The sequence below is a fragment of the Eubacteriales bacterium genome (assembly GCA_041390245.1).
Lineage (GTDB): Bacteria > Bacillota > Clostridia > Christensenellales > JAWKQI01 > JAWKQI01.
Genome location: JAWKQI010000001.1, coordinates 52,958 through 75,968, shown reverse-complemented (window position 1 = coordinate 75,968; position 23,011 = coordinate 52,958). Strand labels below are relative to the sequence as shown.

Genomic DNA, 23,011 nt, shown 5'->3' with positions numbered 1-23,011 from the left:
ATTTAACCTTATGTTAAAGGCGGAACTTACGAAGAATTTACAAATCCCTTTACGGCTATAGGACTGCTGACGGTCTTAAATTTACCCTCAAAGAAAAACACAAGTATTTATGCGTTGATTTTAGGGATTTGTACTGCCAGCATTGTTTTCATCAGAATAAACGATATTCTCGGTTTAATTGTTATTGATTGTTATTTTCTATATCAGAGTGCCAAAAATAAAGAAACCATATTCCGTATAGCTAAAAGTGTTTTATATTTTATTGCCGGAATGTTAATAATAACAATTCCGATAATTATTTATTATTTATGTAATAATGCTTTTTATGATATGCTTTATGGCTATATATTAACAAATTTAAATTATGTATCTTCCGGTGTAGTTGCATTAATCGTGCGTCTCAAACTTTTTTGTTAACTGGTTTGGATTGTTATCGATAATTCTGTTTGCACTTACTTAATGATTTATAAATTGAATAAAACAAAAGGCAATATAGAGTTTTATGTTTTCAACATATTTTTTTCTGGAATAACCGTATTATCTTTATATACTTCATCATCAGGTTACTTTCACTATTTAATAATTAATGCGATCCCCTTTGCAATTAACGTAGCGATACTGCTGGATTATTTTGAAAGAGAGCATAAAATTTTTGAGAGATTATCTGAAAAAAGTGTAAAAAAGAAGGTGTTATGCGTATTACTTGCAGTAATGGTATTAGGTTATAGTTATTCAATTTACACTCTAAGAATAATATCCAGCAATGTTAGCACATATGTTTTTTTTAGAAATGCGTCTAAGGAATATATTATACAGGAACATGAATTAATGCAGTATATTCCAAGTGAAGACAAAAACAGCGTATATTGTATTGGCGTTGGCTCTTCGTACTATTTGAGAAACAGTATTCTTCCGGCATACAGGCAATTTTTGTTGGAGACATATATCAATATTAATCCGGCTGAAGCTATTATGTTTGAGGAATACTTAATCAATAATCCAATTAAATGGCTAATCACGAAAGGTCCTATTGACCAGCATACACTGCTAACTTCGGACACAATTTCTTTTATTAAAAATAACTATATTATCGTTACAGCAGACTCGGAAGGTCGTATGCTGTATAATTATGTAGGAAACGGAAGTTAAAGAATGAAAAGAATAATTATAGGTGCTGGTTTATATGGGTTATATTCGGCACTGTATTGCGCTAATCAAGGAGATTCCGTCCTTGTTTTAGAGTGCGAGAGCGAAGCATTTTCGCGGGCTACATATGTTAATCAGGCAAGGGTGCATATGGGCTATCACTATCCGCGCTCTCTGTCAACTGCGGTGAAGTCCAGAGGCTATTTTGACAGGTTTAACGAAGATTACGACTACTGTGTCAATAAATCATTTGATAAGGTGTACGCAACAAGCTCAAATTTCAGTTGGACAAACGCCGAGCAGTTCAGAAAATTTTGTGAGAGTTCGGATATCCGATGCGATGAGCTTCCCGTAAGCCGGTATTTTAAAGAAGGTATGTGCGACGGTGCTTTTATGACTACTGAGTACACGTATGATGCTCAGCAGTTGAAAAGCAGGCTGATCCAGGAATTATCTGGGTATAAGAATGTTGAGATAAAGTATTCCTCAATCATTAAATCAATTAAGAATGAAGGCGAAGCCTATGTCATTGCACTTGACAACGGGGAAGAGTTTTCGAGTGGATTCGTATTAAACGCTACATATGCAAGCGTTAACCAGATACATAAAATGCTTGGGTTTGAACCATTCAAGATAAAATATGAGCTTTGTGAGATTATACTTTGTAAAGTCTCAGATTCATTGAAAAATGTCGGTATTACCGTAATGGACGGACCGTTCTTCTCAATTATGCCGTTTGGAAATACTGGATTACATTCGCTCACAAGCGTGACATTTACTCCGCACATGACAAGTTATGAATCAACGCCTGTCTTTGACTGCCAGAAGCGAAGTGACGGTTATTGTTCACCAGATAGACTTGGCAACTGTAATACCTGTCCTGCAAAGCCGCAAAGCGCATGGCCGTATATGTCCAGTCTTGCTAGAAAATATCTTAGAGGCGAATTTGAGTTTGAATATGTTGAGTCCTTGTTTTCGATGAAACCTATTTTAATGGCATCGGAAGTTGACGATTCACGACCGACAATTATAAGGAAATTCAATGACTCGCCGACATTTGTCAGCGTGCTGTCCGGGAAAATTAATACAGTTTATGATTTGGATGAGGTATTAAGCGATGATATATAAAGAGAAAACATTTGTTTCAGCGGTATTCTATGTACATAATGAGGAAAGCCGGATTGAAAAGTTTTTGAGCTGTATTACGGATGTACTTCGCAATAATTTTGAAAAGTACGAGCTTATCTGTGTCAATGACTGCTGTACAGATAAAACTGTAAGCATTATCAAAAACTATTTTAAAGGTGAGCATAGTGATACGGTTTCAATTGTGAATTTGAGCTATTATCAAGGCATCGAAAAAGCGATGAACGCTGGTGTTGACATTGCAATTGGTGACTTTGTATTTGAATTTGATAGTACCCATGTCGATTACAATCAGGATATGATTATGGAATTATACCATAACTGTCTGAGTGGTTATGACATAGTATCAGCAAGCAACTGCAAGCTTTCACTTGGTTCCAAACTCTTCTACTCGATGTTTAATAAAAATGCAAATCTTCAATATGAATTAAGCACAGAAACGTTCCGCATTTTATCAAGACGGGCTATTAACAGAGTTGCTTCAATGAGTAAAACCATTCCTTACAGGAAGGCGGTTTACGCAAATTGCGGATTGAAAACAAATACAATCTGCTATATCGGCACCGATAAAAGCAAACATAGTAATGGCAGCACGCAACAACGTTTGAGTACAGCTGTTGATACGATGATACTTTATACCGATTTTGCCTTTAAAATAACATTTATTTTTTCGATGATAATGATGGCGGCTACGTTAGGTGTTGCTGTATATGCACTGGTTGTTTTCTTCTTGAAACAACCGGTAGCCGGTTTCACGACAATAATGCTTGTTATGACGGGTTCGTTCTTTGTGCTGTTTGCTTTACTGGCAGGAGTGTTTAAGTATCTTTCAGTTATTGTATCTATTGTTTTCAGTAAACAAAAATATGTATTCGAATCTATAGAGAAATTATCGCGGTAAAAGTATGATTAAATCACTGAAAAAGAATAGAAAAGGCATTTTGCTGATGCTGTTATCATCGTTATGCGTATGCTTCGGTCAGTTATTTTGGAAGCTATCGACTGACGGTTCGCTGTTTTTTCTGTTTACAGGTTTTGTGCTATATGCCGTGGGCGCATTAGTGATGATTATTGCGTATCGGTACGGAAAACTCTCGGTTTTACAACCCATGTTAAGCATGAATTACGTTTTGAGTATATTAATCGGTGTCTTTATACTCCAAGAACTCATTTCTTTAAAAAAAGTCATTGGTATAGTAATTATTGTAGCCGGTGTCGTCTTAATTGGTGGCAGCGATGAATAATACTTTGATTTATTTTGTTGTGATAGCAATGACGTTAATCGGTTCCGTTGCTGCGGTGCTTTTGAAACGCACAGAAGGTGCAAAAACCTTGATTGCACTTATATCAAGCAAATATTTGTACCTTGGTGGAGCACTATATTTTATTACGGCACTTATGAACATTTACGCTTTGCGGTATTTGCCATATACAACAGTCTTGCCTCTGACCTCGATAACATATATTTGGACGATGATATTTGCGCGAATTTGTTTTAAAGAAAGAATTGGCATTCGAAAAATATGTGGTCTATCGCTTATTATTATTGGTGCAATATTGATTTTTTGAACTCTACTTATATTTCTTTTCAACCTATACTGTGTGACGAAATAGAGTAACTATTGAAATATAGCAAACAAATATAACAGAACTTCAAGATAAAATTGATAGGCTTAATATACAACTCAATAATCTGACAGAACTGCTGGTAAAAAACCGTTGCAGCATGTTCGGTCAGTCCAGTGAGCAGAGCTAATATATAGAGGGAATGGAACAATACGGCCTATTCAACGAGGCAGAGAAGGAAAGTAAAGATGGCACCTAAACCTGATGAGAGGACTCTGATACCGCCCCATGAGAGGAAGAAGAAACGGTCAAAGGAAAAGCTGACGGAAGGACTGCCCAACTACCAAGTCTTATGTGACCTGCCGGAAAACGAACAAAGCTGCCTCAAGTGCGGGAACAAGATGGTATATATCGGGAAGGAAAAGATAAGGAGCGAGCTGCTGCTTATCCCACCGCAGATGGCAGTGCTGAACTATTACCAGCTAAGCTATAAGTGCGTTACCTGTGAGAAGGAAACTGGAGAAACATATATATTAAAGGGAGATTGTTCCTCAGCCTGTTATGAAGAAGAGCTTGGCTTCGGCTGCCACAGTGGCATATGTGATGCAGGAAAAGTACTTTAACGGAGTGCCGCTTTTCCGTCAAGAGAAATATTGGAAGAGCAAAGGTATTGCTTCCGGAATGAATTATATCCACATCGGACCAGATGGCATTTTGTCTTCTGGTGAAGCTAATATACAAGGAACCGCTGTCAAAATGACTTTTTCAACAGACTATCTTAAAAGTAGCCGAGAAATAATCCAAAGCATTGCCAGCCGTGGAAAAGCTGAAGCAAGAACAATCCGTAATGCATTTAAGAAAGCATCGCGCCCTTCTGAAGGACTCATTTTAGAATAATAACAAAAGACCACACTAAAGGTTTCATCCTTCGGTGTAGTCTTTACTGTTTTGGCTTCGCTTGAAGAGTGTCGGTCAAAAATTTACTTGTTTCCGTAAATCCCTTTGACGAACGCCCTTTAGGGGCGTATTTTATTTTGCTTATTATTAGCAGACATAATTAAAAACCTTGAAAAAGGCTTTGCCGCATTGTATTATTAAAAAGTGAAAGTTAAACTAAAAAGATTTTTAATGGAGGCATAGCTCAGCCGGGAGAGCACTTGCTTCACACGCAAGGGGTCGCTGGTTCAAGTCCAGTTGTCTCCACCATTAAACTGATATCGTACTACATTTTTTATAAAGCACGGTATTTTGATTTTTTTTATATTTTAGCAGAAATTTTGAAAGGTGGAAGGATATAAGTATGGATCCTAAAGTAAGCGTAATTGTTCCAATATACAATGTAGAACAACATCTTAAAAAATGTATAGACAGTATAATTGGGCAAACATATACCAATCTAGAAATTATTTTAGTAGACGATGGATCGCCGGACAATTGTCCAGCTATATGTGACGAATATAAGGGAAAAGATAACAGAATAAAAGTAATACATAAAGAGAACGGTGGAATATCCGATGCGAGAAATGCGGGGATTAAAGAGGCGACGGGGAAATATATAGCTTTTGTAGATAGCGATGATTGGTTAGATTATGATTTGCTTAATGATTGGGTTAAATGTGCTGAAAGAAACAACGCAGATGCAGTATGCTATAATCCTGATATTAAAAATGAAAGAGTTATCAAAAAAGATATTTTAATAAATTATTTTTTGGACGGCAGAGTGTCAGTATGGTCTAAACTTTGGCATATAAAGCTTTTTGAAGGATTTTCTTTTATAAAAGGCGCCGTATCTGAAGACGTTATTGCCTCATATACGTTGTTAAAAGATTGTGAAGTTATGGCCGAAATCCCAAGACAGAATGGTTATAATTATAATGTTAATATCGGAAGTATTTCAAGGAGCGTATTTAAAAATGGTGATTACGATGCGGTGAATTTCACATCGCAGGTAGCTGATGATGTTTATGCACATTTTCCTGATGCTTATAAATTTGCCTGTTTACATATATATAAGGCAATGTTTAATGTTATAAATAAAGCTTTTTTATACGGGCTTGATGAAAATGTAGACCCATCTATATTTAATGTAAGAAAAAAAGAGTATATTAAAACAATAAGGCGAAATCTTTTTAGTATTTTAAAATATAAATATTTTTCTAAAAATGACAAGAAACAAATTATAGTATTATGTATATCGGAAAAGTTGTTTAGATTTTTAAAACGGAAATATAAAAAACTTAGGGCTTAATGGCTTACATTAAAGTGTAAGCTTTTCTTTTAATAAAAAATAGTGTATATTTAAAAAATAAATTTACATTAAAAATGTTTTATGGAGCGGACATGAAAAAGTTAAGGCAAAAGGCCATGTTAGCAGTATCTGTAATAATTCTGGCTACTGTTATATCAGGTTGCAATGCAACTGAAAAGAAACAGGAAAAACAAATTTTCGCTATGGATACGGTCATGACTTTAACTGCCTATGGTGAAAATGCCAAAGAAGCGCTCGATGAAAGTATTATACAGATAAACCAACTGGAAAGTCTTTTATCAGCAACTAAAGAGGGAAGCGATATATATAATATAAACAATAATGCAGGTGAGTATGTAGAAGTTTCAGACGATACGCTTGAACAGATTAGGGCATCTATGCAAACCTCTCAAAGAACGGTTGGAGAATATGATATATCCGTTTACCCATTGGTTAAACTCTGGGGGTTTGACACGAAGGATTATAAAGTACCTGATGCTAAAGAGATATCTGCTGCAACTAAAAACGTAAATTATGAAAACATTGAGATAAGCGGTAATTCAGTTAAGATACAAAAAGGGATGGCAATAGACTTAGGTTCTATTGCAAAAGGGTATACGTCTGAAAAGATAATCGAATTGTTCTTAAGCTTAGGAGTAAAGTCTGCTATTATATCTTTAGGTGGCAATGTACAGGTATTAGGTACCAAACCAGATGGTGAGGACTGGAAAATAGGGATACAGGACCCGCTTTTAAGCGACGGTATACTTGGCACTCTTTCCGTTTCGGACACGGCAGTAGTGACATCCGGCGGTTATCAGCGCTATTTCGAGGAGGATGGGAAGACATACCACCATATTATAGACCCGTCGACAGGCTACCCGTCGGACAGTGGTTTACTATCTGTTACTATAGTATGCAGCAACGGCATGATGGCAGACGAGCTATCCACAGCGCTGTTTGTACTTGGGTTAGACGGTGCTGTAGATTATTGGAAAACTTACGGCGGTTTTGAAGCTGTTTTTGTGACTGACGAGAACAAAATCTACGTGACTTCAGGGCTAAAAGATATATTTAACCCATATAGCACACAGACAAATTATACATATGAATTTATAGAAAATTAGACATTCAAGGTTATTTTACGGAGAAGATTTATGAAATTAGTATTTTTTATAACAACTTTACTTGGCGGTGGTGCTGAAAAGGTTTTGTCAGATTTAGTTGTAAATTTAGATAAATCAAAATACGATATTACGGTAATAACGTTATTTAACAAGGGCGTATATATTGATAAAATTAAAGATAAAGTTAAATATCGTTATGTTTTCAATATAAAAGGTCCAAAGATACTAGATAAGATTAAATACAAATTAGGCATTAGCTATTTTAGATATTTTTCGCCAAAGTTTCTTTGGATGTTTTGCGTCCATAGGAAATATGATGTTGAAGTTGCCTTTATGGAAGGAATAAGCACTAAAATTATTTCAGGGTCAATTAATTCAAAATCTAAAAAATTAGCTTGGATACATACAGACTTTAATATCAATTCCGAGTCTAATGCGCAATTTCACAATTTCAAAGATCAGTTTAAGTCTTATTCAAAGTTTGACAAAATAATTTGCGTTTCTAACAGAACAAAAGAGGCATTTGAAGAAAGATTTAAGATACCAGTTCAAGTCCAATACAATATTTTAAACGAGCATGAAATAATTGCAAAATCTCAAGAACAACCAGATGAGAAAGGCCTATTTGATAAGTTTACGGTGATTTCTGTTGGGCGTTTAACGCAGGAAAAAGGTTTTGACCGATTAATGCATGTTCATAAAAAAATGATTAAAGAAGGCTTTGATTATAATCTGCTCATAGTAGGAGAGGGAGCCGAAAAAATTTTACTAGAAAAGATTATAGATGAAAACGGCTTAAACGATAGTGTTAAATTATTAGGATTTAAAACTAACCCTTATAAATATATGGCAAGATCTGATTTGTTTGTTTGTTCGTCATTTGTAGAAGGTTTTAGCACGGCCGCTACAGAAGCAATTATACTTGGTATTCCGGTTCTGACGACAGATTGTTCCGGTATGCACGACCTGCTTGGTGATTCTGAGTATGGATTAATTACTGAAAATACTGAAGAAGCTTTATATGAAGGGTTAAAAAGTCTCCTTGAGGACAAGAACAAATATATAAATTATAAAAACAAAGCTAAAGAACGTTCGAAGTTTTTTACATTGAGCAAGAGGATAGAAGAAATTGAAAAACTCTTTTAAGCAGTAAATGATATTATTTTTTATGTGGGTTTAATGGTAATGCCGATTATTGGGTGCTTACGGCGGTTTTAAAGCGATTTTTGGGATTTATGGATTGATAAAGGTTAAATTTGAATTGTTTACAGTAAATTTACCATTCAGTTTATTGCATTTAAAAGCGCACAATGATATACTTTCTAATGTCAAAATGAGCTATTTTAGTTTATATATGTCTAAATTAATGTAAAAAAAACATAGGCAGAAATGTATAATCGTGGACGAGATTTTTGAAATAAGAAAAATAACTACAGAACAAATAAAAGCATTACAGAATAAATCCTTGGAGATACTTCTTTACTTTAAGGATTTTTGTGAAAAACATAATTTGCTGTTTTATCTCTGCGGAGGATGCTGCATCGGTGCTGTGCGTCATGGCGGATTTATACCGTGGGATGACGACGTCGATGTTTTTATGCCGCGTGCAGATTATGAAAGGCTTTATTTACTATGGGACAAAGAGGCGGATACTGAAAGATACTCTATTTGCAGAACTACAAAGGACGTAAATTATCACAGCCTCGTAACCATGATAAAAGATAATAATACGGCTTTTATAAACAGGCATAGTTGCAATTTGGATATTAATCACGGGCTCATGCTGGACGTTATACCGATTGATGGCTATCCATCTTCTGTGTTAGCAAGGAAAAAGCAGGCCTTAAATGCCATGGCTTATTCGATTTTTAATGCGCAGAGGCTGCCTGACCATCAGGGAAAATTTATAAGGGCCATTTCTAAAATAATATTGGCAGTAGTTAGGTCACCCAGGCTTAAGTATTGGATATGGAGCCGTGCAGAGAAGAAAATGACAAAGCATGATATTAAAGATTGCGATTATATAACCGAATTATGCTCTGGATATAGATATTTAAAGAAAAAATATGATAAAAGTATATTTAAAAAGGCGATCTTAAAAGAATTCGAAGGCTTTATGTTGCCTATACCAGCGGGGTATGACAAATATTTAAAGACAGCGTTTGGAGATTATACGCAGCTTCCGCCAGAAGAAGACCGTACTCCAAAACACGATACGGTTTATATAAATTTAAACGAAAGTTATAAAAAATATAAAGGAATTTACTACTTAGTTGATCCAAAGAGGAGAAACTGAAAGATGGGGCAAAATAAAGAGGGGAATGAAGAAATAGCAAATATCCGTGACCTGCAGCTAAAATCCTTGGAGATACTTCTTTACTTTAAGGCTTTTTGTGAAAGTAATGGCCTGCGGTTTTTTTTGTGTGGAGGATGCTGCATCGGTGCGGTACGACATAAGGGATTTATACCATGGGATGACGATGTAGACGTTTTTATGCCGCGTGCAGACTATGAAAAGTTAGGCGGATTATGGGAGAAATATGCAGATAAAAATAGGTATTCTTACTGCCGTACTAATGAAGATAACTCCTATGAAACTATGCTTACACAAATAGCTGATAATAATACTACTTTTATAAAGAAGAACCTTTGCGATTATGATATAAACCATGGGATTAAATTAGAAATAGTACCGCTAGACGCAAGCCCAAACTCAAAGCTTAAAAGAAAGTTCCAGATACTTAGGGCAATAGAGTTTTGCCTTTTTAACAGGCAGGTAGTTCCGGAAAATAAAGGTAAGGCTGCTAAAATACTCGGTTTTCTTTTACTTAAAATATTTCGTTCTCCAAAGGCTAGATATAAACTTTGGAAGTCTGCTGAGAGCAAGATGACTAAGTATCCATTAAACGGTGAGACGAAGTACTTAACAGAACTTTGTGTTACGTATAAGTATTTAAAAAATCAGTATCCAAAAGAGATATTTAAAGAGGAAGTACTTATGGAGTTTGAAGGGCATGAGATGCCAGTCCCGATAGGGTATGACACGTATTTAAAAATAGCATTTGGGGATTATATGAAATTACCGCCGGAAGAAGAACGTGCCCCGAAACATGAGGCAGTTTATATAGATTTAAATAACAGTTATACAAAGTATAAGGGTATATACTATTGTACTAATGATAAAAACTAAAGTAAATTAATAGATATGCGAGGTGTTTTTATGGTATTCGGTGCAATTTTAGCTGGGGGAGTAGGCGCAAGGATGAATATCTCCTCTATGCCGAAACAATTTTTAATGCTTGGAGAAAAACCTATAATAATACATACACTAGAAAAGATGCTGCTCTCAAATAAGATAGATAAAGTATTTGTAGGGGTCCATTCAAATTGGATCAGCCATACTGAAAATATCTTAAAAAAATATATCGTAGATACATCTAGAGTGCATGTAGTAAAGGGCGGAAAAGACAGAAACGGTACTATAATGAACATAATAGGCGGAATAGAAGAGAAGTATGGCGCAAGCGATAAACACATAATAGTCACGCATGATGCGGTACGTCCGTTTGTTACCATACGCATATTAGAAGAAAATATAGAGATGGCTACTAAATATGGAGCATGTGATACAGTAATAAAATCTACGGATACGATAGTAGAGTCTAAAGATGGTAAAAATATATCCGATATACCCGACCGTTCAATACTATATCAGGGGCAGACTCCCCAAAGCTTCAACGTAGCGCTTCTAAAAAGGCTTTATCAGGATTTAAATGACCAGGAAAGAAAAACGTTAACAGATGCATGCAAGATATGTGTTATAAACAACATACCGGTTGCTTTGGTTAAGGGAGAAACTTTAAATGTTAAAATAACTACAACGGCAGATTATAGGGTAGCCCAGGCCATCGTAGGAGGCAAAATAATTGATTAATTATATTTACCAACTGGTAAGCCCAAGATCCATTATGGTATCATATAATGAAATAGACACTAAAAATAAGGTTGTTATAAGGCCGGAATATATGTCTATATGCCATGCCGACCAAAGGTATTACCTAGGTGAAAGGGATGTAAGTATACTAAGCAAAAAACTGCCTATGGCGCTTATACATGAAGCATGCGGCAGGGTAGTTATGGATTTGACTAATACGTTTAGTGTAGGCCAGCATGTAGTTATGGTACCTAATGTTCCAGGCAGCAATAAACCGATGATATACGAAAACTACAACAGCGGTTCATTTTTTCTGTCAAGCGGATACGATGGGTTTATGCGTGAAGTAGTAGATCTGCCGGTAGACAGGGTAATTCCATACGAAGGAATAAAACCATATATAGCTGCGACTACAGAGTTTATGAGCGTGGCAGTCCATGCTGTAAACAGGCTTAAAGCTGTTTCGCATTGCAACAGGGAACATATAGCTATATGGGGCAGCGGAAGCCTTGCATATGCTGTGTCTTGTATATTAAAAGCGCTGATGCCTGAAAGCAAGATTACAGTGATCGGAAGGGAACGTAATAAATTAGAGATGTTTTCGTTTGTCGAAAGGACATATTTAACTGAAAATATTCCAGATAGTTTTACCTGCGACCATGCCTTTGAATGCGCTGGCGGGGAAGGGAGCTATTTTGCTATAGAGGATATAATAAGGTATATAAACCCTCAGGGCACAGCTATTTTGATGGGAGTAAGTGAAAATAAAGTTGCAATAAACACGCGGAGGGTGCTTGAAAAAGGCATTATGATGCTTGGATGCAGCCGCTCGGGATATGAAGATTTTAAAAAGGCTATAGAGATTATGAAAGATAAAAAGGTGCAAAATCTTCTTGAACTTATAATTTATGAGGACGAGCCTGTCTTTACGATAGAAGATATAACTAGGGTGTTCGCAACCGATGCAAACACTCCGTTTAAAACGGTATTCGCTTGGAAAATGTAGAACATTTTTTGCTGGGAAGGGATTTATATGCCAAAGATATCTTTAGTTATGCCTGTATATAATGGCGAGAAATATATTCGTCAATCTGTTGCTGCCATACTTAACCAAACATTAAAAGATTTTGAACTTATTTTAGTTGACGATGGATCGAAGGATTTAAGCGGTAATATATGTGACGAGTACGCGAAAAATGATGTGCGTATAAAGGTTATACATAAGGAAAACGGCGGGGCAGGAAGTGCACGTAATGCCGGTATTAAGATCGCAGCAGGCAAGTATCTATCTTTTCCAGACTGCGACGATTGGGTAGACAGCGACATGTATGAAATCATGTATCAGGCAGCTGAAATAAATAACGTCGACGTGGTTTTGTGTGGCGCTTACTTCCATATGGCCGATGGCAAAAAGGAACAGACTATTTGCAAAAAATATTTAGCAGATGTTTTTTGCGATAAAAAAGCTTTAAGGCGTGAGTTTTTCAATTCATATAAATACCAAAATAAAAATTTCGGTTTTTGGTTTGGGCCTTGGAACAAGCTTTATAAAACGGAAGTTATAAAAAGGCACGAGCTTGAATTTTCAAATATGAGAAGGGCACAGGATGCTTATTTTAATGCAGATTTTTTCGATGTAGCTTCTAGCGCAGCGGTTATTGACAAGTGCCTTTATCATTACAGGGCAAACAACTTGGATATTAGGGCGAGAAAATATTCAAGCGACATGTTTAAAAATCAGCTTATTTTATCTAATAAATTTTTAGATATCGCAAAAGGCTGGGATGTACTCGACAAAAATGTAGAACAGATTTTAAAAATAAGGCTCTTATATCTTGTGGCAGAGCTTATTGAAAATCTTTATAGCCCTAATTGCCCGCTTGATAAAAATGAAAAATTAAACTATATAAATGATATCTTAAAGAACAAAACCGTTAACGATGCACTTGAAGCCTGTGATAGCCTTTCTAGAAAATATATAAGAAAAGTTATTCGCCTTTTGAAAAAAAATAATATAAAAGGGGCGCTTAGGGTTGTTAAGACTAAAATAATATTAAAAGAACACTTAAGGCCTGTTTTTAACTTTATTAAAATATTGTTTTTAAAAAGATAAGGTTAGGGTTTATAATAAGTAGATAAATGGATACTAACACAAATATAATTAAAAAAATTGGCGACACTTCAATTAATAACATTATATATTTCAAGGTGATTACCGTAGTCTTTCTTTTGCTGCGCCTGTCTCCGATGATTTCCGATGTTATAAGCCCTTGGTTTAAGTTTTTTTTAATATTTGGCTCAATATTTTTAATATATGATTTATTTACGAAAAGGGTTTTTCTAAAGAACCGATATTCCTTACTGATTTTGGCTTTTCTTCTTTTATATGCTATTACAATAATTTTAAATTTTGACAGTAATCTTAAAGATAATTTAAAAGACTATCCGTATATTTTTCTGTTCTTGATTTTGCTGTATGGATATGATGTATCTAAAACAAGAGAAAAGTTTAGAAAAGAAATAAAGATCCTTTCAAATGCAATAATAATAATAACGTTTTTACTATCATTTGTATGTCTTATTACATATATAATCCAAGTTACTATTACGTATCAATCAATTATAACAAAAGATTACTCATACATAGGCATCTATTTAAACAGGCTGTGGGGAATATACAACCCTAACACAGGCGGTACATTGTGTTTACTTTCAATAGCTTTGTCTATATTATGCATGTTTATTTTAAGAAAAAAGGAATTTATCTCACTTTACATAATCAATATTTTACTTCAATACTCTAATCTGGTTTTAAACCAAAGCAGAGCATCTTTCATTGGCCTGACAGTATTTGCCTTCCTAATAGTATTTTTTGGCATTAAAAAGGGCGTTAAAAAGCTTCGCGAAACAAACATGAAGAATGTTTTATTACGGGCAGCTGCAGGAGGTTTAACTGTTCTGATTATTATACTGTCTTTTAATCCGGCAAGCATCTTATTATCCTACCTGCCCAAAATATATAATCCAGATGTTACAGAACAAAGCAGTGAAGATGAAAATTTTGCAGACACTGCACCCGAGGCATCTTTAAGATCGAATAATGGGCTGGCCCTTCTTTCGTATAAGACCCTTAATGACAATGATACCAAAGAGTATACGTCACAAAACTCTTTTCCTACAACTGATGTGCAAATCAGAAGGGGAGATATGCGCGACAGCACGTCTGGACGAATCGATTTATGGAAAGCAGGGTTAAAGGCATTTTTAAAAGCACCTATATTCGGGAGCACGCGGGCAGGGCTGTTTGACGCGGTCTCTCCATATTTAGACGAAGGATTTTATTCTACGATTGAGATAGGTGGAGTTCATAATATATATCTAACGGTACTTATTTCATCAGGTATAGTTGGATTTTTAGTTTTAGGTGTTTTTGTAATTTTAAGCATGATAAAGATGTTAAAGCTTGCCGGCAATGCGGATGCACCTAATAAAGACTGGTATATGCCTTTTATAGTAATAGTCGCTATGCTGGTATCCATTTTTGTAGTAGAGTTTTTTGAAGCGCGTATACTTTACTTTATAGGTGCTTTTGCCGCAATTTTTTGGATATATTATGGCTTCTCTATGTACTACGTAGATAAAGACAAGCAAGATAATGGAGAGAATCCTAAAAAAGATAACTTTTTTGCTAAAATTGAAAGAAAGATTACTAAAATTATAAAAAGAGGAAAAGAAAACCCGGAAAAAAGCAAGCTTATTAAGCGGCTTCTTGGAAACTCGGGTTGGCTTATGACTCAAAAAGTTTATTCTTTACTGATAACATTCGTGGTAGGTGCATTGGCCGCAAGGTATTTAGGCCCGTCTAATTACGGGCTTATCGGATATGGCGAATCTGTCGTACTTTTATTTACTGCCGTATGTACTCTTGGTATGGAACATATTATAGTAAACGATTTGGTAGCTAATAAAGAAGCCACAGGAGAAATTTTAGGCTCGGCGCTTATTATGCGTCTGGTTACCTCGTTTATGTCAATAGGTATAATCACTTTGTTTGTGATGGTTTTAAACCCCGGTAATACCCTGTTGTTATGGATTACGGGGGTACAGTCATTGGCTTTGGTATTTCAGATGTATGAAGTGCTGGATTATTGGTTCCAGTCCCGTCTTTTATCTAAATACTCCGTGATAGGCGGAATGATAGCAAGCACTGTTGTCGCTGCATGGCGTATCGTATTGCTCATAATCGGTGCATCTGTCGGTTGGTTCGCAATGTCTTATACTATACAGGCGCTGGTATGTGGAGTTGTCGTATGGGTATTATTCAATGCTAAGTCTGATATAAAGTTAAAGGCAACGTGGGATATGATGAAGAAGATATTATCAAGGAGCTATCACTTTATAATATCCGGTATAGCTATTATGATATATCTTCAGACAGACAAGATAATGATAGGAAGCATGCTTGGCGATACTGCTACAGGGTATTACGTAGCAGCATCTAAGATAGCGAATCTGTGGTATTTTATACCTGTAGCTATAATAAACTCTGCGCGGCCTGTTATATTGGAGGTTAAGCTTAGTAACTACGCGGGATATATTAAACGTTTTCAAATGCTTTTACTTGCTTTGACAGGGCTGGGCGTTATAGTCGCACTGGGCTTTACGTTATTTGGTGAACAAGCGATTTCAATTATATACGGTAAAGATTACCTGCCGGGTGCCGCATCGCTTTATACCTGTATCTGGGCGACTATATTCTCGGTTATAGGGCTTTCCAGAAACATATGGCTGATGGCAGAGGGGCTTTATAAGTATACGAAATATTTTACAATATGCGGAGCCATCGTAAACGTAGGATTCAATGCTATTATGATACCATATATCGGTATAATAGGCGCAGCAATAGGAACTTTATTGACAGAGGTAACAGTATCGCTTATAATGCCGCTGTTCTTTAAAAAGACGCGCGTCTTTGATAAAATTTTCTTTTCGTCGTTTAATTTATTATTAAATCATAAAAGGATTGGGGAATAGTATGAAAATCACGATTGCCGGAACTGGTTACGTAGGCTTGGTTACGGGCGCTGTTTTAGCACATATAGGGCATGACGTAACTTGCATTGACACCGATAAGAAAAAGATAGATTTGATGAAAAAAGGTGTTACGCCTATTTATGAGCCAAAACTAAGTAAGCTTCTTACAGATAGCAAAGACAGGATCACCTTTACGGTAAATGAGGATTTGGCGTACGGGGATGCCGAGGCAATTTTTATAGCGGTAGGTACGCCGGAAAAGCCTGATGGATCCGCAGACCTTAAATACGTATACGAGGTGTCAAAGCAAATAGCGCTTAAAGCCAAAAAGGATTTAATAGTTGTTATAAAGTCTACGGTCCCTATCGGCGCAAGCGATGCTATAAAAGATTTTATTTTAAAAAACGTAAATGAAGGTATAAATATAACCGTTGCCTCCAACCCTGAGTTTTTATCTCAAGGGTCCGCTGTTGATGATATGCTTAATTCAAGCAGAATAGTAATAGGTGCAAAAAGTAAGGATACTCTAAATAAAGTCAAAGAAATATTTGCCCCTTTAAACAGGCCTTTTGTATTGACGGACACTCGTAGTGCCGAGATGATAAAGTATGCTTCTAATAACTTTTTGGCCTTAAAGATTTCTTTTATAAATGAAATAGCAAATCTTTGTGAGGCATTGGGCGCAGATATTGATGACGTTGCCCGGGGAATGGGTTTAGACTCACGTATCGGAGAAAAGTTTTTAAAAGCAGGTATAGGATACGGCGGGTCATGCTTTCCTAAGGATACCAAGGCACTTCATTGGCTGTCTAACTGCTATGGATATGAGATAAAGACCATAAAAGCAGCAATTAAGATAAACGAAAAGCAAAAACTGAAATTGATTGAAAAAGCGCACAGATATTATGATAGCCTGAATGGTTTAACGGTTGCGATTCTCGGCCTTACATTTAAACCGGGCACAGACGATCTGAGGGAAGCACCCTCTCTTGCCAATGTACCAAAGCTATTGGAAGAAGGGGCGCATATACGGGCATATGACCCTGTTGCAATAGATAAATTCAAAAGGATATACCCGCAGGTAGATTATTTTAAAAGCATTGAAGAAACGTTAAAAGGTGCAGACATATGTTTTATATTTACAGAGTGGCCGGAAATAAAAAATATGGATACAGGGCTGTTTGAAAGCGCGATGAAAAAGCCAATAGTCTTAGACGGAAGAAATTGTTTGGGTATAAACAGGGGAGAAAATGCAGGTTTTATTTACGATCCTATTGGCAAACCAGCTTTTAATAAAGTTTAAATATAACTTTCATTATTTTTAATTAACGTTTATAATGTAATAACTAATATAATTTTTTAGTGCTATAATTTGGCAAATGTTTTAACAGTAAGGATTTTAAGGCTATGAGATTATTCGGCAAAAAAATAGCGATTTTAGGGACTGGCGCATGGGGCACTGCGCTTGCTATGTGTGCAGTTCATTCGCACCATAAAGTAACGATGTGGTCTACGTTCCCGCAAGAAATTGATTATATGTTAAATAATGGTGAAAACAAAGTACTTCCCGGAGTAAAAGTTCCAGAAGAAATAAAGTTTTCAAAAGACCTAACCTTTGTTGAAGATGCGGACATTTGTATTATGGCCGTGCCTTCTTTTGCAGTATCGGACTTAGCCTCTAAAATTGCCGAATATTCATCGGAAGACTGTACCATTGTAAATATTGCAAAGGGTTTTGAACCCAAGACTTTTGACAGGTTGTCTCTTGGAATTAAAAAGTGTTTGCCGCATAATAAACTGGTCGTACTATCCGGCCCATCGCATGCAGAAGAAGTTGCCCGGGCAGTGCCTACCGCACTTGTTTCTGCTTCTGAAGATATAAAAGCGGCAAGGATGATCCAGGATTGTTTAAGCAGCGAGATATTGAGGATATATACGAGTACAGATGTCGCCGGGGTGGAACTTGGAGGAGCTGTTAAAAACATCATTGCTCTTGCCGTCGGCATATGCGACGGTATGCAGACGGGGGATAATACCAAAGCGGCACTGATGACGAGGGGCTTAAAGGAAATAGCTGATTTAGGCATTGCTATGGGGGCAAAAAAGGAGACTTTCGCAGGCCTTACCGGGCTAGGCGACCTGATAGTAACCTGCACCAGCATGCACAGCAGAAATAGGCGCGCAGGCATAAAAATAGGGCAGGGCGTGCCCGTTGAAGAGGCTATAAAACAATCCGGTACCGTTGAAGGATATTATGCTACAAAGATAGCGCGAGACCTTTCAAAAAAATACGACATTGAGATGCCGATAACAGATGCGTGTTATAGGGTATGCTATAAGGGATTAAAACCGGAAGCGGGGCTTAAGGAACTGATGTTTAGGCCCAAAAAGAAGGAAATAGAGGATACATGGATTTAATCTCCTAGTATTCATCCACTATAAAACATTTCTTAATCGGCAACAAGCCGTCTAATTCATCTAAGACATTTAAATCAAGAACGCTGACAAGATTTTTTTCATGCAATTCTTTTAAAGATATATATCCGTTTAGCCATTGGCATAAGTGCTCTGCATTGATAGTCAGCTGAGCTTCTTTTTCAGTTGGGCAGCCGGAAAAATCGAACGTGCCGTTATTTGACAATACATTTTTATCTTTTATCAAAACCGTAAAATCTTTTGTGCCGCAAATACTGGATAATAAAGAAGGCGCATTTGCAACTCCGCAAGAAGCCTGCGGCTTGATTTCGAAATTTGCATTTTTAATTTCTATTTTAACGTCCGGAGGCGTCTTTATATGAAGTTTTTTCCCGTAAGCTTTGGACATAAGGCCATATACCATGGGATTGACAGCTTCAGGTGAAGTGAAGACAAATTCCTCGGCATGGAGTAATTTTGGCGTATCATAGTAAATGCAGTACCCTTTTAAAATGTCGTCTTTTATATAAGCTATGCACTTAGCGCTGTCCGCAAGGTAATCTCCAAGTTTAAACCTAAAGTCTGCATAAGAACGGGATACTATTCCAGAATACTGTTTTGAAAAAAGTGAATAGCAGGAGTATATAGAGCTTATTCCAGAAGTTAAATCAGTGTCTTTTATTGAATCCGGCATTTTGGTTTTAGTTGTTCTATCAATTGTAAGATGGCCGGAATTGGTTGCAGGGAGGTGGCCGAGAGATATATAAGTCGGCGTGTATTCCGGCGTTAAATTAGTTAAAACGATGCCCATTGAGCTTATATAGTTCATGTAATACCTGAATACCTTACCCATATAGCCCTGGCCCCTAAAATCCGGGTGGGTACCGACGCCGGCAATGATTACGGAGTCTATTATTTTGTCGCGTATGTTCAAATGGACCGGAAGCGAATGAAGTGCACAGAGTACCTTGCCTTCTTCTTCTATTAAAACGCAGTATCTTGGTATAAACCTGTTTTTAAAAAACCAGCTTATAAAACTGTCTGAGTCTGTATTGAAGCATAGCCGCCAGAGGTCTTTTAAGCTTTTTTTATCTTTAAATGTAGCAATTCGCGGATCGTTCATATAAATCCTCCGAAAGTCACTTTTGTTTTAAGTGGTTTTCTTTTATTATACGGCCCTGTTTTAGCAAGGATTTAAGGGTGGTGTAATCTTTTTTGGAAATAGCGTCCCTATACTCTGTTAAATGCGATATTATGGTATTTAGTTCATATAATAACGGCTTTTCATTCAGCATGAAAAGATCTGTCCACATGTCTTCATTCAGTTTTGCAACGCGTGTTAAGTCCTGAAAGCTGTTGGCACTAAAACCGTACTCATCTTTAAGAGTTGGGCTTTTAACATAAGAACTGGAAACTATATGCGCAAGCTGAGAGGTGTAGGCTATTATCTCATCGTGCTTTTCGGGTGTTGATAATACTATTTCACCGAATTTTATGTCTACGGCCAATTTCTTTACCGTTTTAATCTTATCTTCTAAAGTTAATTTACTCGGGGTTATTATAAAACTGCCGCCGTTAAAGAGTGTATCCGTAGATGCGCCGAAACCAGAGTTTTCATTGCCGGCCATAGGATGGGTTCCTACAAAAGCAATCCCATTGTCGTAAAGGGGTTTGTCAACACTGTTGATTATTATCTCTTTTACGCCGCAAACATCCATAACTATGCTACCCGGCTTAAAATCCTTTATATGATTTAATATAAAATCGATAGTTTCTTTGGGATGAAGGCAGATTATATTAAGGTCGCATTTCTTAAGCCCGTCTGATGTTATTTCACCATCGATCACATTTTCATTTAATGCCAAAGATATAGCTTTTTTATCTACATCCAGACCCAAACATATGTGATCCGTATGTGCTTTTATCGCCCGGCAAAATGAGCCGCCGATAAGGCCAAGCCCGACAACCGAGATTTGCATTTTTTCTTTTAAATTATTCATTTTATTGCTTCCTAAATAAAAAAATGTATAGATGAATTTTACCATATAGTGTTTATACAGTAAAGAAATGCATTTAAATCAGGGTTAAAATCAGCTTTTGTCAAGTTTTAAAAGCTTTAACCTGAGTGCATTCGTTACAACTGTAACAGAGCTTAAGCTCATTGCCGCCGCAGCGAACATCGGGCTTAACTGTATCCCGAAGAATGGAATCAAGATCCCTGCAGCCAAAGGTATGCCGATTACATTATAGAAAAACGCCCAAAACAAGTTTTCACGTATATTTCTGATTACGCCCCGGCTTAAACGTATAGCGCGGACCGCATCCATTAGGTCACTTTTCATTAAAATTATATCTGCAGATTCTATTGCGATGTCAGAACCTGCTCCAATCGCTATCCCTATGTCGGCACGCGTCAAAGCAGGAGAGTCGTTAATTCCGTCGCCGATCATTATAACTGTTTTACCGGTGCTTTGCAGCTCACGTATCTTGCTTTCTTTATCCTGCGGAAAAACATCTGATATTACGTCTTTTAAACCCAGCTTTTCTTTTATGGCAAGTGCGGTATTTTTATTGTCTCCTGTCATCATTATTATATCAAGGCCCATTTCTTTAAATTTATCTATGGCCTTTTGGCTCGTAGGCTTTATCGTGTCGGCAACTGCTATTATGCCGATTATTTTTTTGTCTTTAGCAAAAAACAGCGGAGTCTTGCCTTGAGATGATAAGCTGTCAGCTATCTCCTGTATAGAGTAAGAGTCTATACCATGTTCCTTCATAAGGCGCATATTGCCTGCTAGAAATGCGCCGTCTTTTATTTTTGCACTTATACCCATGCCAGGTACAGAATTAAACGAGGAGACGTTTATAAGGTTTAAAGACTTATTTTTTGCCTCTGTTATTATAGCTTCGGCCAGCGGGTGTTCAGAAGGGTTTTCAAGGGAGGCCGCTATAGTTAAAAGTTCGTCTTTTGATATAGAATCGTCAAGCGTTATTATATCTGTGACTTCTGGGTGGCCTATAGTGATAGTGCCCGTTTTATCAAGGACGACCGTATCGGCTTTATGGGTGATTTCAAGCGATACGGCAGATTTTATCAAGATCCCGTCTTCAGCGCCGCGCCCCGTGCCTACCATTATGGCAACGGGGGTAGCAAGCCCCAATGCACATGGGCAGGATATAACCAAAACGGCTATGCCGATCGAAAGAGCAAAGGAAAACGGATATCCTAAAATAAGCCAGACTACTGCCGCAATTACGGCAATGGTTATAACGACGGGAACGAATATTCCGCTTACCTTGTCTGCTAAACGTGAGATAGGCGCCTTGGAGGAAGCGGCCTCTTCTATTAAACGGACTATTTGTGAAATAGTAGTATCTTCTCCTACTTTTTCAGCTTTAAATTTAAAGCTCCCGGATTTGTTTATAGTGGCGGAAATAACTTTGTCGCCAGCCTGTTTTTCAACCGGTATGCTCTCACCGGTTATTGCAGATTCATCTACAGAAGAGGAGCCTTCAATGATAACGCCGTCTACAGGGATGCTTTGTCCTGGGCGGATCAAGACTATATCGCCGACCAAAAGGTCCTCAATGGGGATTTCGGATTCAATTCCATTACGTATAACGGTTGCTGTTTTAGGAGACAAGTTTAAAAGCTTGGTTATTGCCGCGCCTGTCTTGCCTTTTGCGCGGGATTCTAAATACTTACCCAACGTTATCAACGTAAGTATCGTACATGCGGATTCAAAATATAAGTCCATTACATAGGAGTTGATATGCTCTATGTTATTAATTGAAAAACCATAGCTTATCTGAAATATCGAGTAAATTCCGTAAAGAACTGCAGCGGCAGAACCTATAGCGATAAGCGTGTCCATTGTAGGCGCTCTTTTAATTAGCTGTTTTATCCCCGTTATATAATATCTGCGGTTTATAAATACTATGGGTAAAGTGAGTAAAAACTGGGTGAATGCAAGAGTGAATGCATTTTCATAGCCATGAAAAAACTGCGGCAGCGGAAGCCCTACCATATGGCCCATGGAAATATAAAATAGCGGTATCAGGAAAATAAGCGAGGTTATAAATCTATTTTTCATAGATTTGATTTCATCGTCTTCGTTTATATCTGCATTTTTTGCAACTGATTTATCGGAAGCCGGCTTTACAGCGTTTGCGGAGTACCCTGCATTTACTACGGCAGCCACGATTTCTTTTTCAGATAATTTATCAGTATCATAAGATACGTTCATACTGTTGGAAAGTAAATTGACGGATACGTCTTTTACTCCTTCAAGATTATGTACGGACTTTTCAACATGAGCGGCACATGCAGAACAACTCATGCCGTTTACGTCAAATTTCTGTTTCATAAAAATGCTCCTTAAAAATAATATAGTA

The 23,011-nt window shown here is 36.9% G+C and carries 21 protein-coding genes and 1 tRNA gene; 19 read left to right on the top strand and 3 right to left on the bottom strand.

What is annotated here, in order from left to right; translation table 11 throughout:
* Positions 1–828 precede the first annotated feature (828 nt).
* From R2876_00360 to R2876_00270, 19 genes are all read left to right on the top strand, one after another.
* Positions 829–1,149 (top strand): hypothetical protein, encoded by a 321-nt coding sequence (locus R2876_00360; GenBank protein ID MEZ4357081.1) that lies wholly within the window; start codon positions 829–831, stop codon positions 1,147–1,149.
* A 3-nt stretch (positions 1,150–1,152) separates the two neighbouring features.
* Positions 1,153–2,274, top strand: a complete 1,122-nt coding sequence (locus R2876_00355; GenBank protein MEZ4357080.1) for an FAD-dependent oxidoreductase — start codon at positions 1,153–1,155, stop codon at positions 2,272–2,274.
* Positions 2,264–3,193, top strand: coding sequence for a glycosyltransferase (locus R2876_00350; protein MEZ4357079.1), 930 nt, complete (start codon positions 2,264–2,266; stop codon positions 3,191–3,193). The genes R2876_00355 and R2876_00350 overlap by 11 nt, the downstream gene beginning before the upstream one ends.
* 4 nt (positions 3,194–3,197) lie before the next feature.
* A complete protein-coding gene (locus R2876_00345) occupies positions 3,198–3,536 on the top strand; it encodes an EamA family transporter (protein ID MEZ4357078.1) in 339 nt (112 codons plus the stop codon).
* Positions 3,529–3,861 (top strand): EamA family transporter, encoded by a 333-nt coding sequence (locus R2876_00340; protein MEZ4357077.1) that lies wholly within the window; start codon positions 3,529–3,531, stop codon positions 3,859–3,861. Before R2876_00345 ends, R2876_00340 begins: the two co-directional genes overlap by 8 nt.
* Before the next feature lie 245 nt (positions 3,862–4,106).
* Entirely contained in the window at positions 4,107–4,481 is a 375-nt protein-coding gene (locus R2876_00335) for an IS66 family transposase zinc-finger binding domain-containing protein (protein ID MEZ4357076.1), read from the top strand.
* Positions 4,462–4,755 carry a hypothetical protein gene (locus R2876_00330; GenBank protein MEZ4357075.1) on the top strand — a complete coding sequence of 98 codons (294 nt, stop codon included), beginning with the start codon at positions 4,462–4,464 and terminating at the stop codon, positions 4,753–4,755. Before R2876_00335 ends, R2876_00330 begins: the two co-directional genes overlap by 20 nt.
* A 233-nt stretch (positions 4,756–4,988) precedes the next feature.
* Positions 4,989–5,064, top strand: a tRNA-Val gene (locus R2876_00325).
* 94 nt (positions 5,065–5,158) lie between these two features.
* A complete protein-coding gene (locus R2876_00320; protein MEZ4357074.1) occupies positions 5,159–6,106 on the top strand; it encodes a glycosyltransferase family 2 protein in 948 nt (315 codons plus the stop codon).
* Positions 6,107–6,198: 92 nt separating this feature from the next.
* Positions 6,199–7,233, top strand: coding sequence for an FAD:protein FMN transferase (locus R2876_00315; protein ID MEZ4357073.1), 1,035 nt, complete (start codon positions 6,199–6,201; stop codon positions 7,231–7,233).
* A 30-nt stretch (positions 7,234–7,263) separates the two neighbouring features.
* The gene (locus R2876_00310) at positions 7,264–8,379 is read left to right on the top strand and encodes a glycosyltransferase (protein ID MEZ4357072.1); all 1,116 of its coding nucleotides are present in this window, start codon (positions 7,264–7,266) and stop codon (positions 8,377–8,379) included.
* 253 nt (positions 8,380–8,632) lie between these two features.
* Positions 8,633–9,529 carry a LicD family protein gene (locus R2876_00305; GenBank protein ID MEZ4357071.1) on the top strand — a complete coding sequence of 299 codons (897 nt, stop codon included), beginning with the start codon at positions 8,633–8,635 and terminating at the stop codon, positions 9,527–9,529.
* 3 nt (positions 9,530–9,532) lie between these two features.
* A complete protein-coding gene (locus R2876_00300) occupies positions 9,533–10,423 on the top strand; it encodes a LicD family protein (GenBank protein ID MEZ4357070.1) in 891 nt (296 codons plus the stop codon).
* 30 nt (positions 10,424–10,453) lie between these two features.
* Positions 10,454–11,167 (top strand): 2-C-methyl-D-erythritol 4-phosphate cytidylyltransferase, encoded by a 714-nt coding sequence (locus tag R2876_00295; protein ID MEZ4357069.1) that lies wholly within the window; start codon positions 10,454–10,456, stop codon positions 11,165–11,167.
* Positions 11,160–12,173 (top strand): alcohol dehydrogenase catalytic domain-containing protein, encoded by a 1,014-nt coding sequence (locus R2876_00290; GenBank protein ID MEZ4357068.1) that lies wholly within the window; start codon positions 11,160–11,162, stop codon positions 12,171–12,173. The genes R2876_00295 and R2876_00290 overlap by 8 nt, the downstream gene beginning before the upstream one ends.
* Before the next feature lie 27 nt (positions 12,174–12,200).
* On the top strand, positions 12,201–13,280 hold the full coding sequence (locus R2876_00285) for a glycosyltransferase (GenBank protein MEZ4357067.1): 1,080 nt from the start codon (positions 12,201–12,203) through the stop codon (positions 13,278–13,280).
* 254 nt (positions 13,281–13,534) lie between these two features.
* Complete coding sequence (locus R2876_00280; GenBank protein MEZ4357066.1) at positions 13,535–16,201, top strand: oligosaccharide flippase family protein; 2,667 nt, start codon at positions 13,535–13,537, stop codon at positions 16,199–16,201.
* A 1-nt stretch (position 16,202) separates the two neighbouring features.
* Complete coding sequence (locus R2876_00275; GenBank protein ID MEZ4357065.1) at positions 16,203–17,504, top strand: UDP-glucose/GDP-mannose dehydrogenase family protein; 1,302 nt, start codon at positions 16,203–16,205, stop codon at positions 17,502–17,504.
* A 104-nt stretch (positions 17,505–17,608) separates the two neighbouring features.
* Complete coding sequence (locus tag R2876_00270; GenBank protein ID MEZ4357064.1) at positions 17,609–18,619, top strand: NAD(P)H-dependent glycerol-3-phosphate dehydrogenase; 1,011 nt, start codon at positions 17,609–17,611, stop codon at positions 18,617–18,619.
* A 4-nt stretch (positions 18,620–18,623) separates the two neighbouring features.
* Here R2876_00270 and R2876_00265 read toward each other — a convergent pair whose 3' ends face one another.
* From R2876_00265 to R2876_00255, 3 genes are all read right to left on the bottom strand, one after another.
* Positions 18,624–19,739 (bottom strand): GNAT family N-acetyltransferase, encoded by a 1,116-nt coding sequence (locus R2876_00265; protein MEZ4357063.1) that lies wholly within the window; start codon positions 19,737–19,739, stop codon positions 18,624–18,626.
* A gap of 16 nt (positions 19,740–19,755) precedes the next feature.
* Positions 19,756–20,616 carry a prephenate dehydrogenase gene (locus R2876_00260; GenBank protein ID MEZ4357062.1) on the bottom strand — a complete coding sequence of 287 codons (861 nt, stop codon included), beginning with the start codon at positions 20,614–20,616 and terminating at the stop codon, positions 19,756–19,758.
* Positions 20,617–20,706: 90 nt separating this feature from the next.
* Positions 20,707–22,983 carry a heavy metal translocating P-type ATPase gene (locus R2876_00255; GenBank protein MEZ4357061.1) on the bottom strand — a complete coding sequence of 759 codons (2,277 nt, stop codon included), beginning with the start codon at positions 22,981–22,983 and terminating at the stop codon, positions 20,707–20,709.
* Positions 22,984–23,011: the final 28 nt, after the last annotated feature.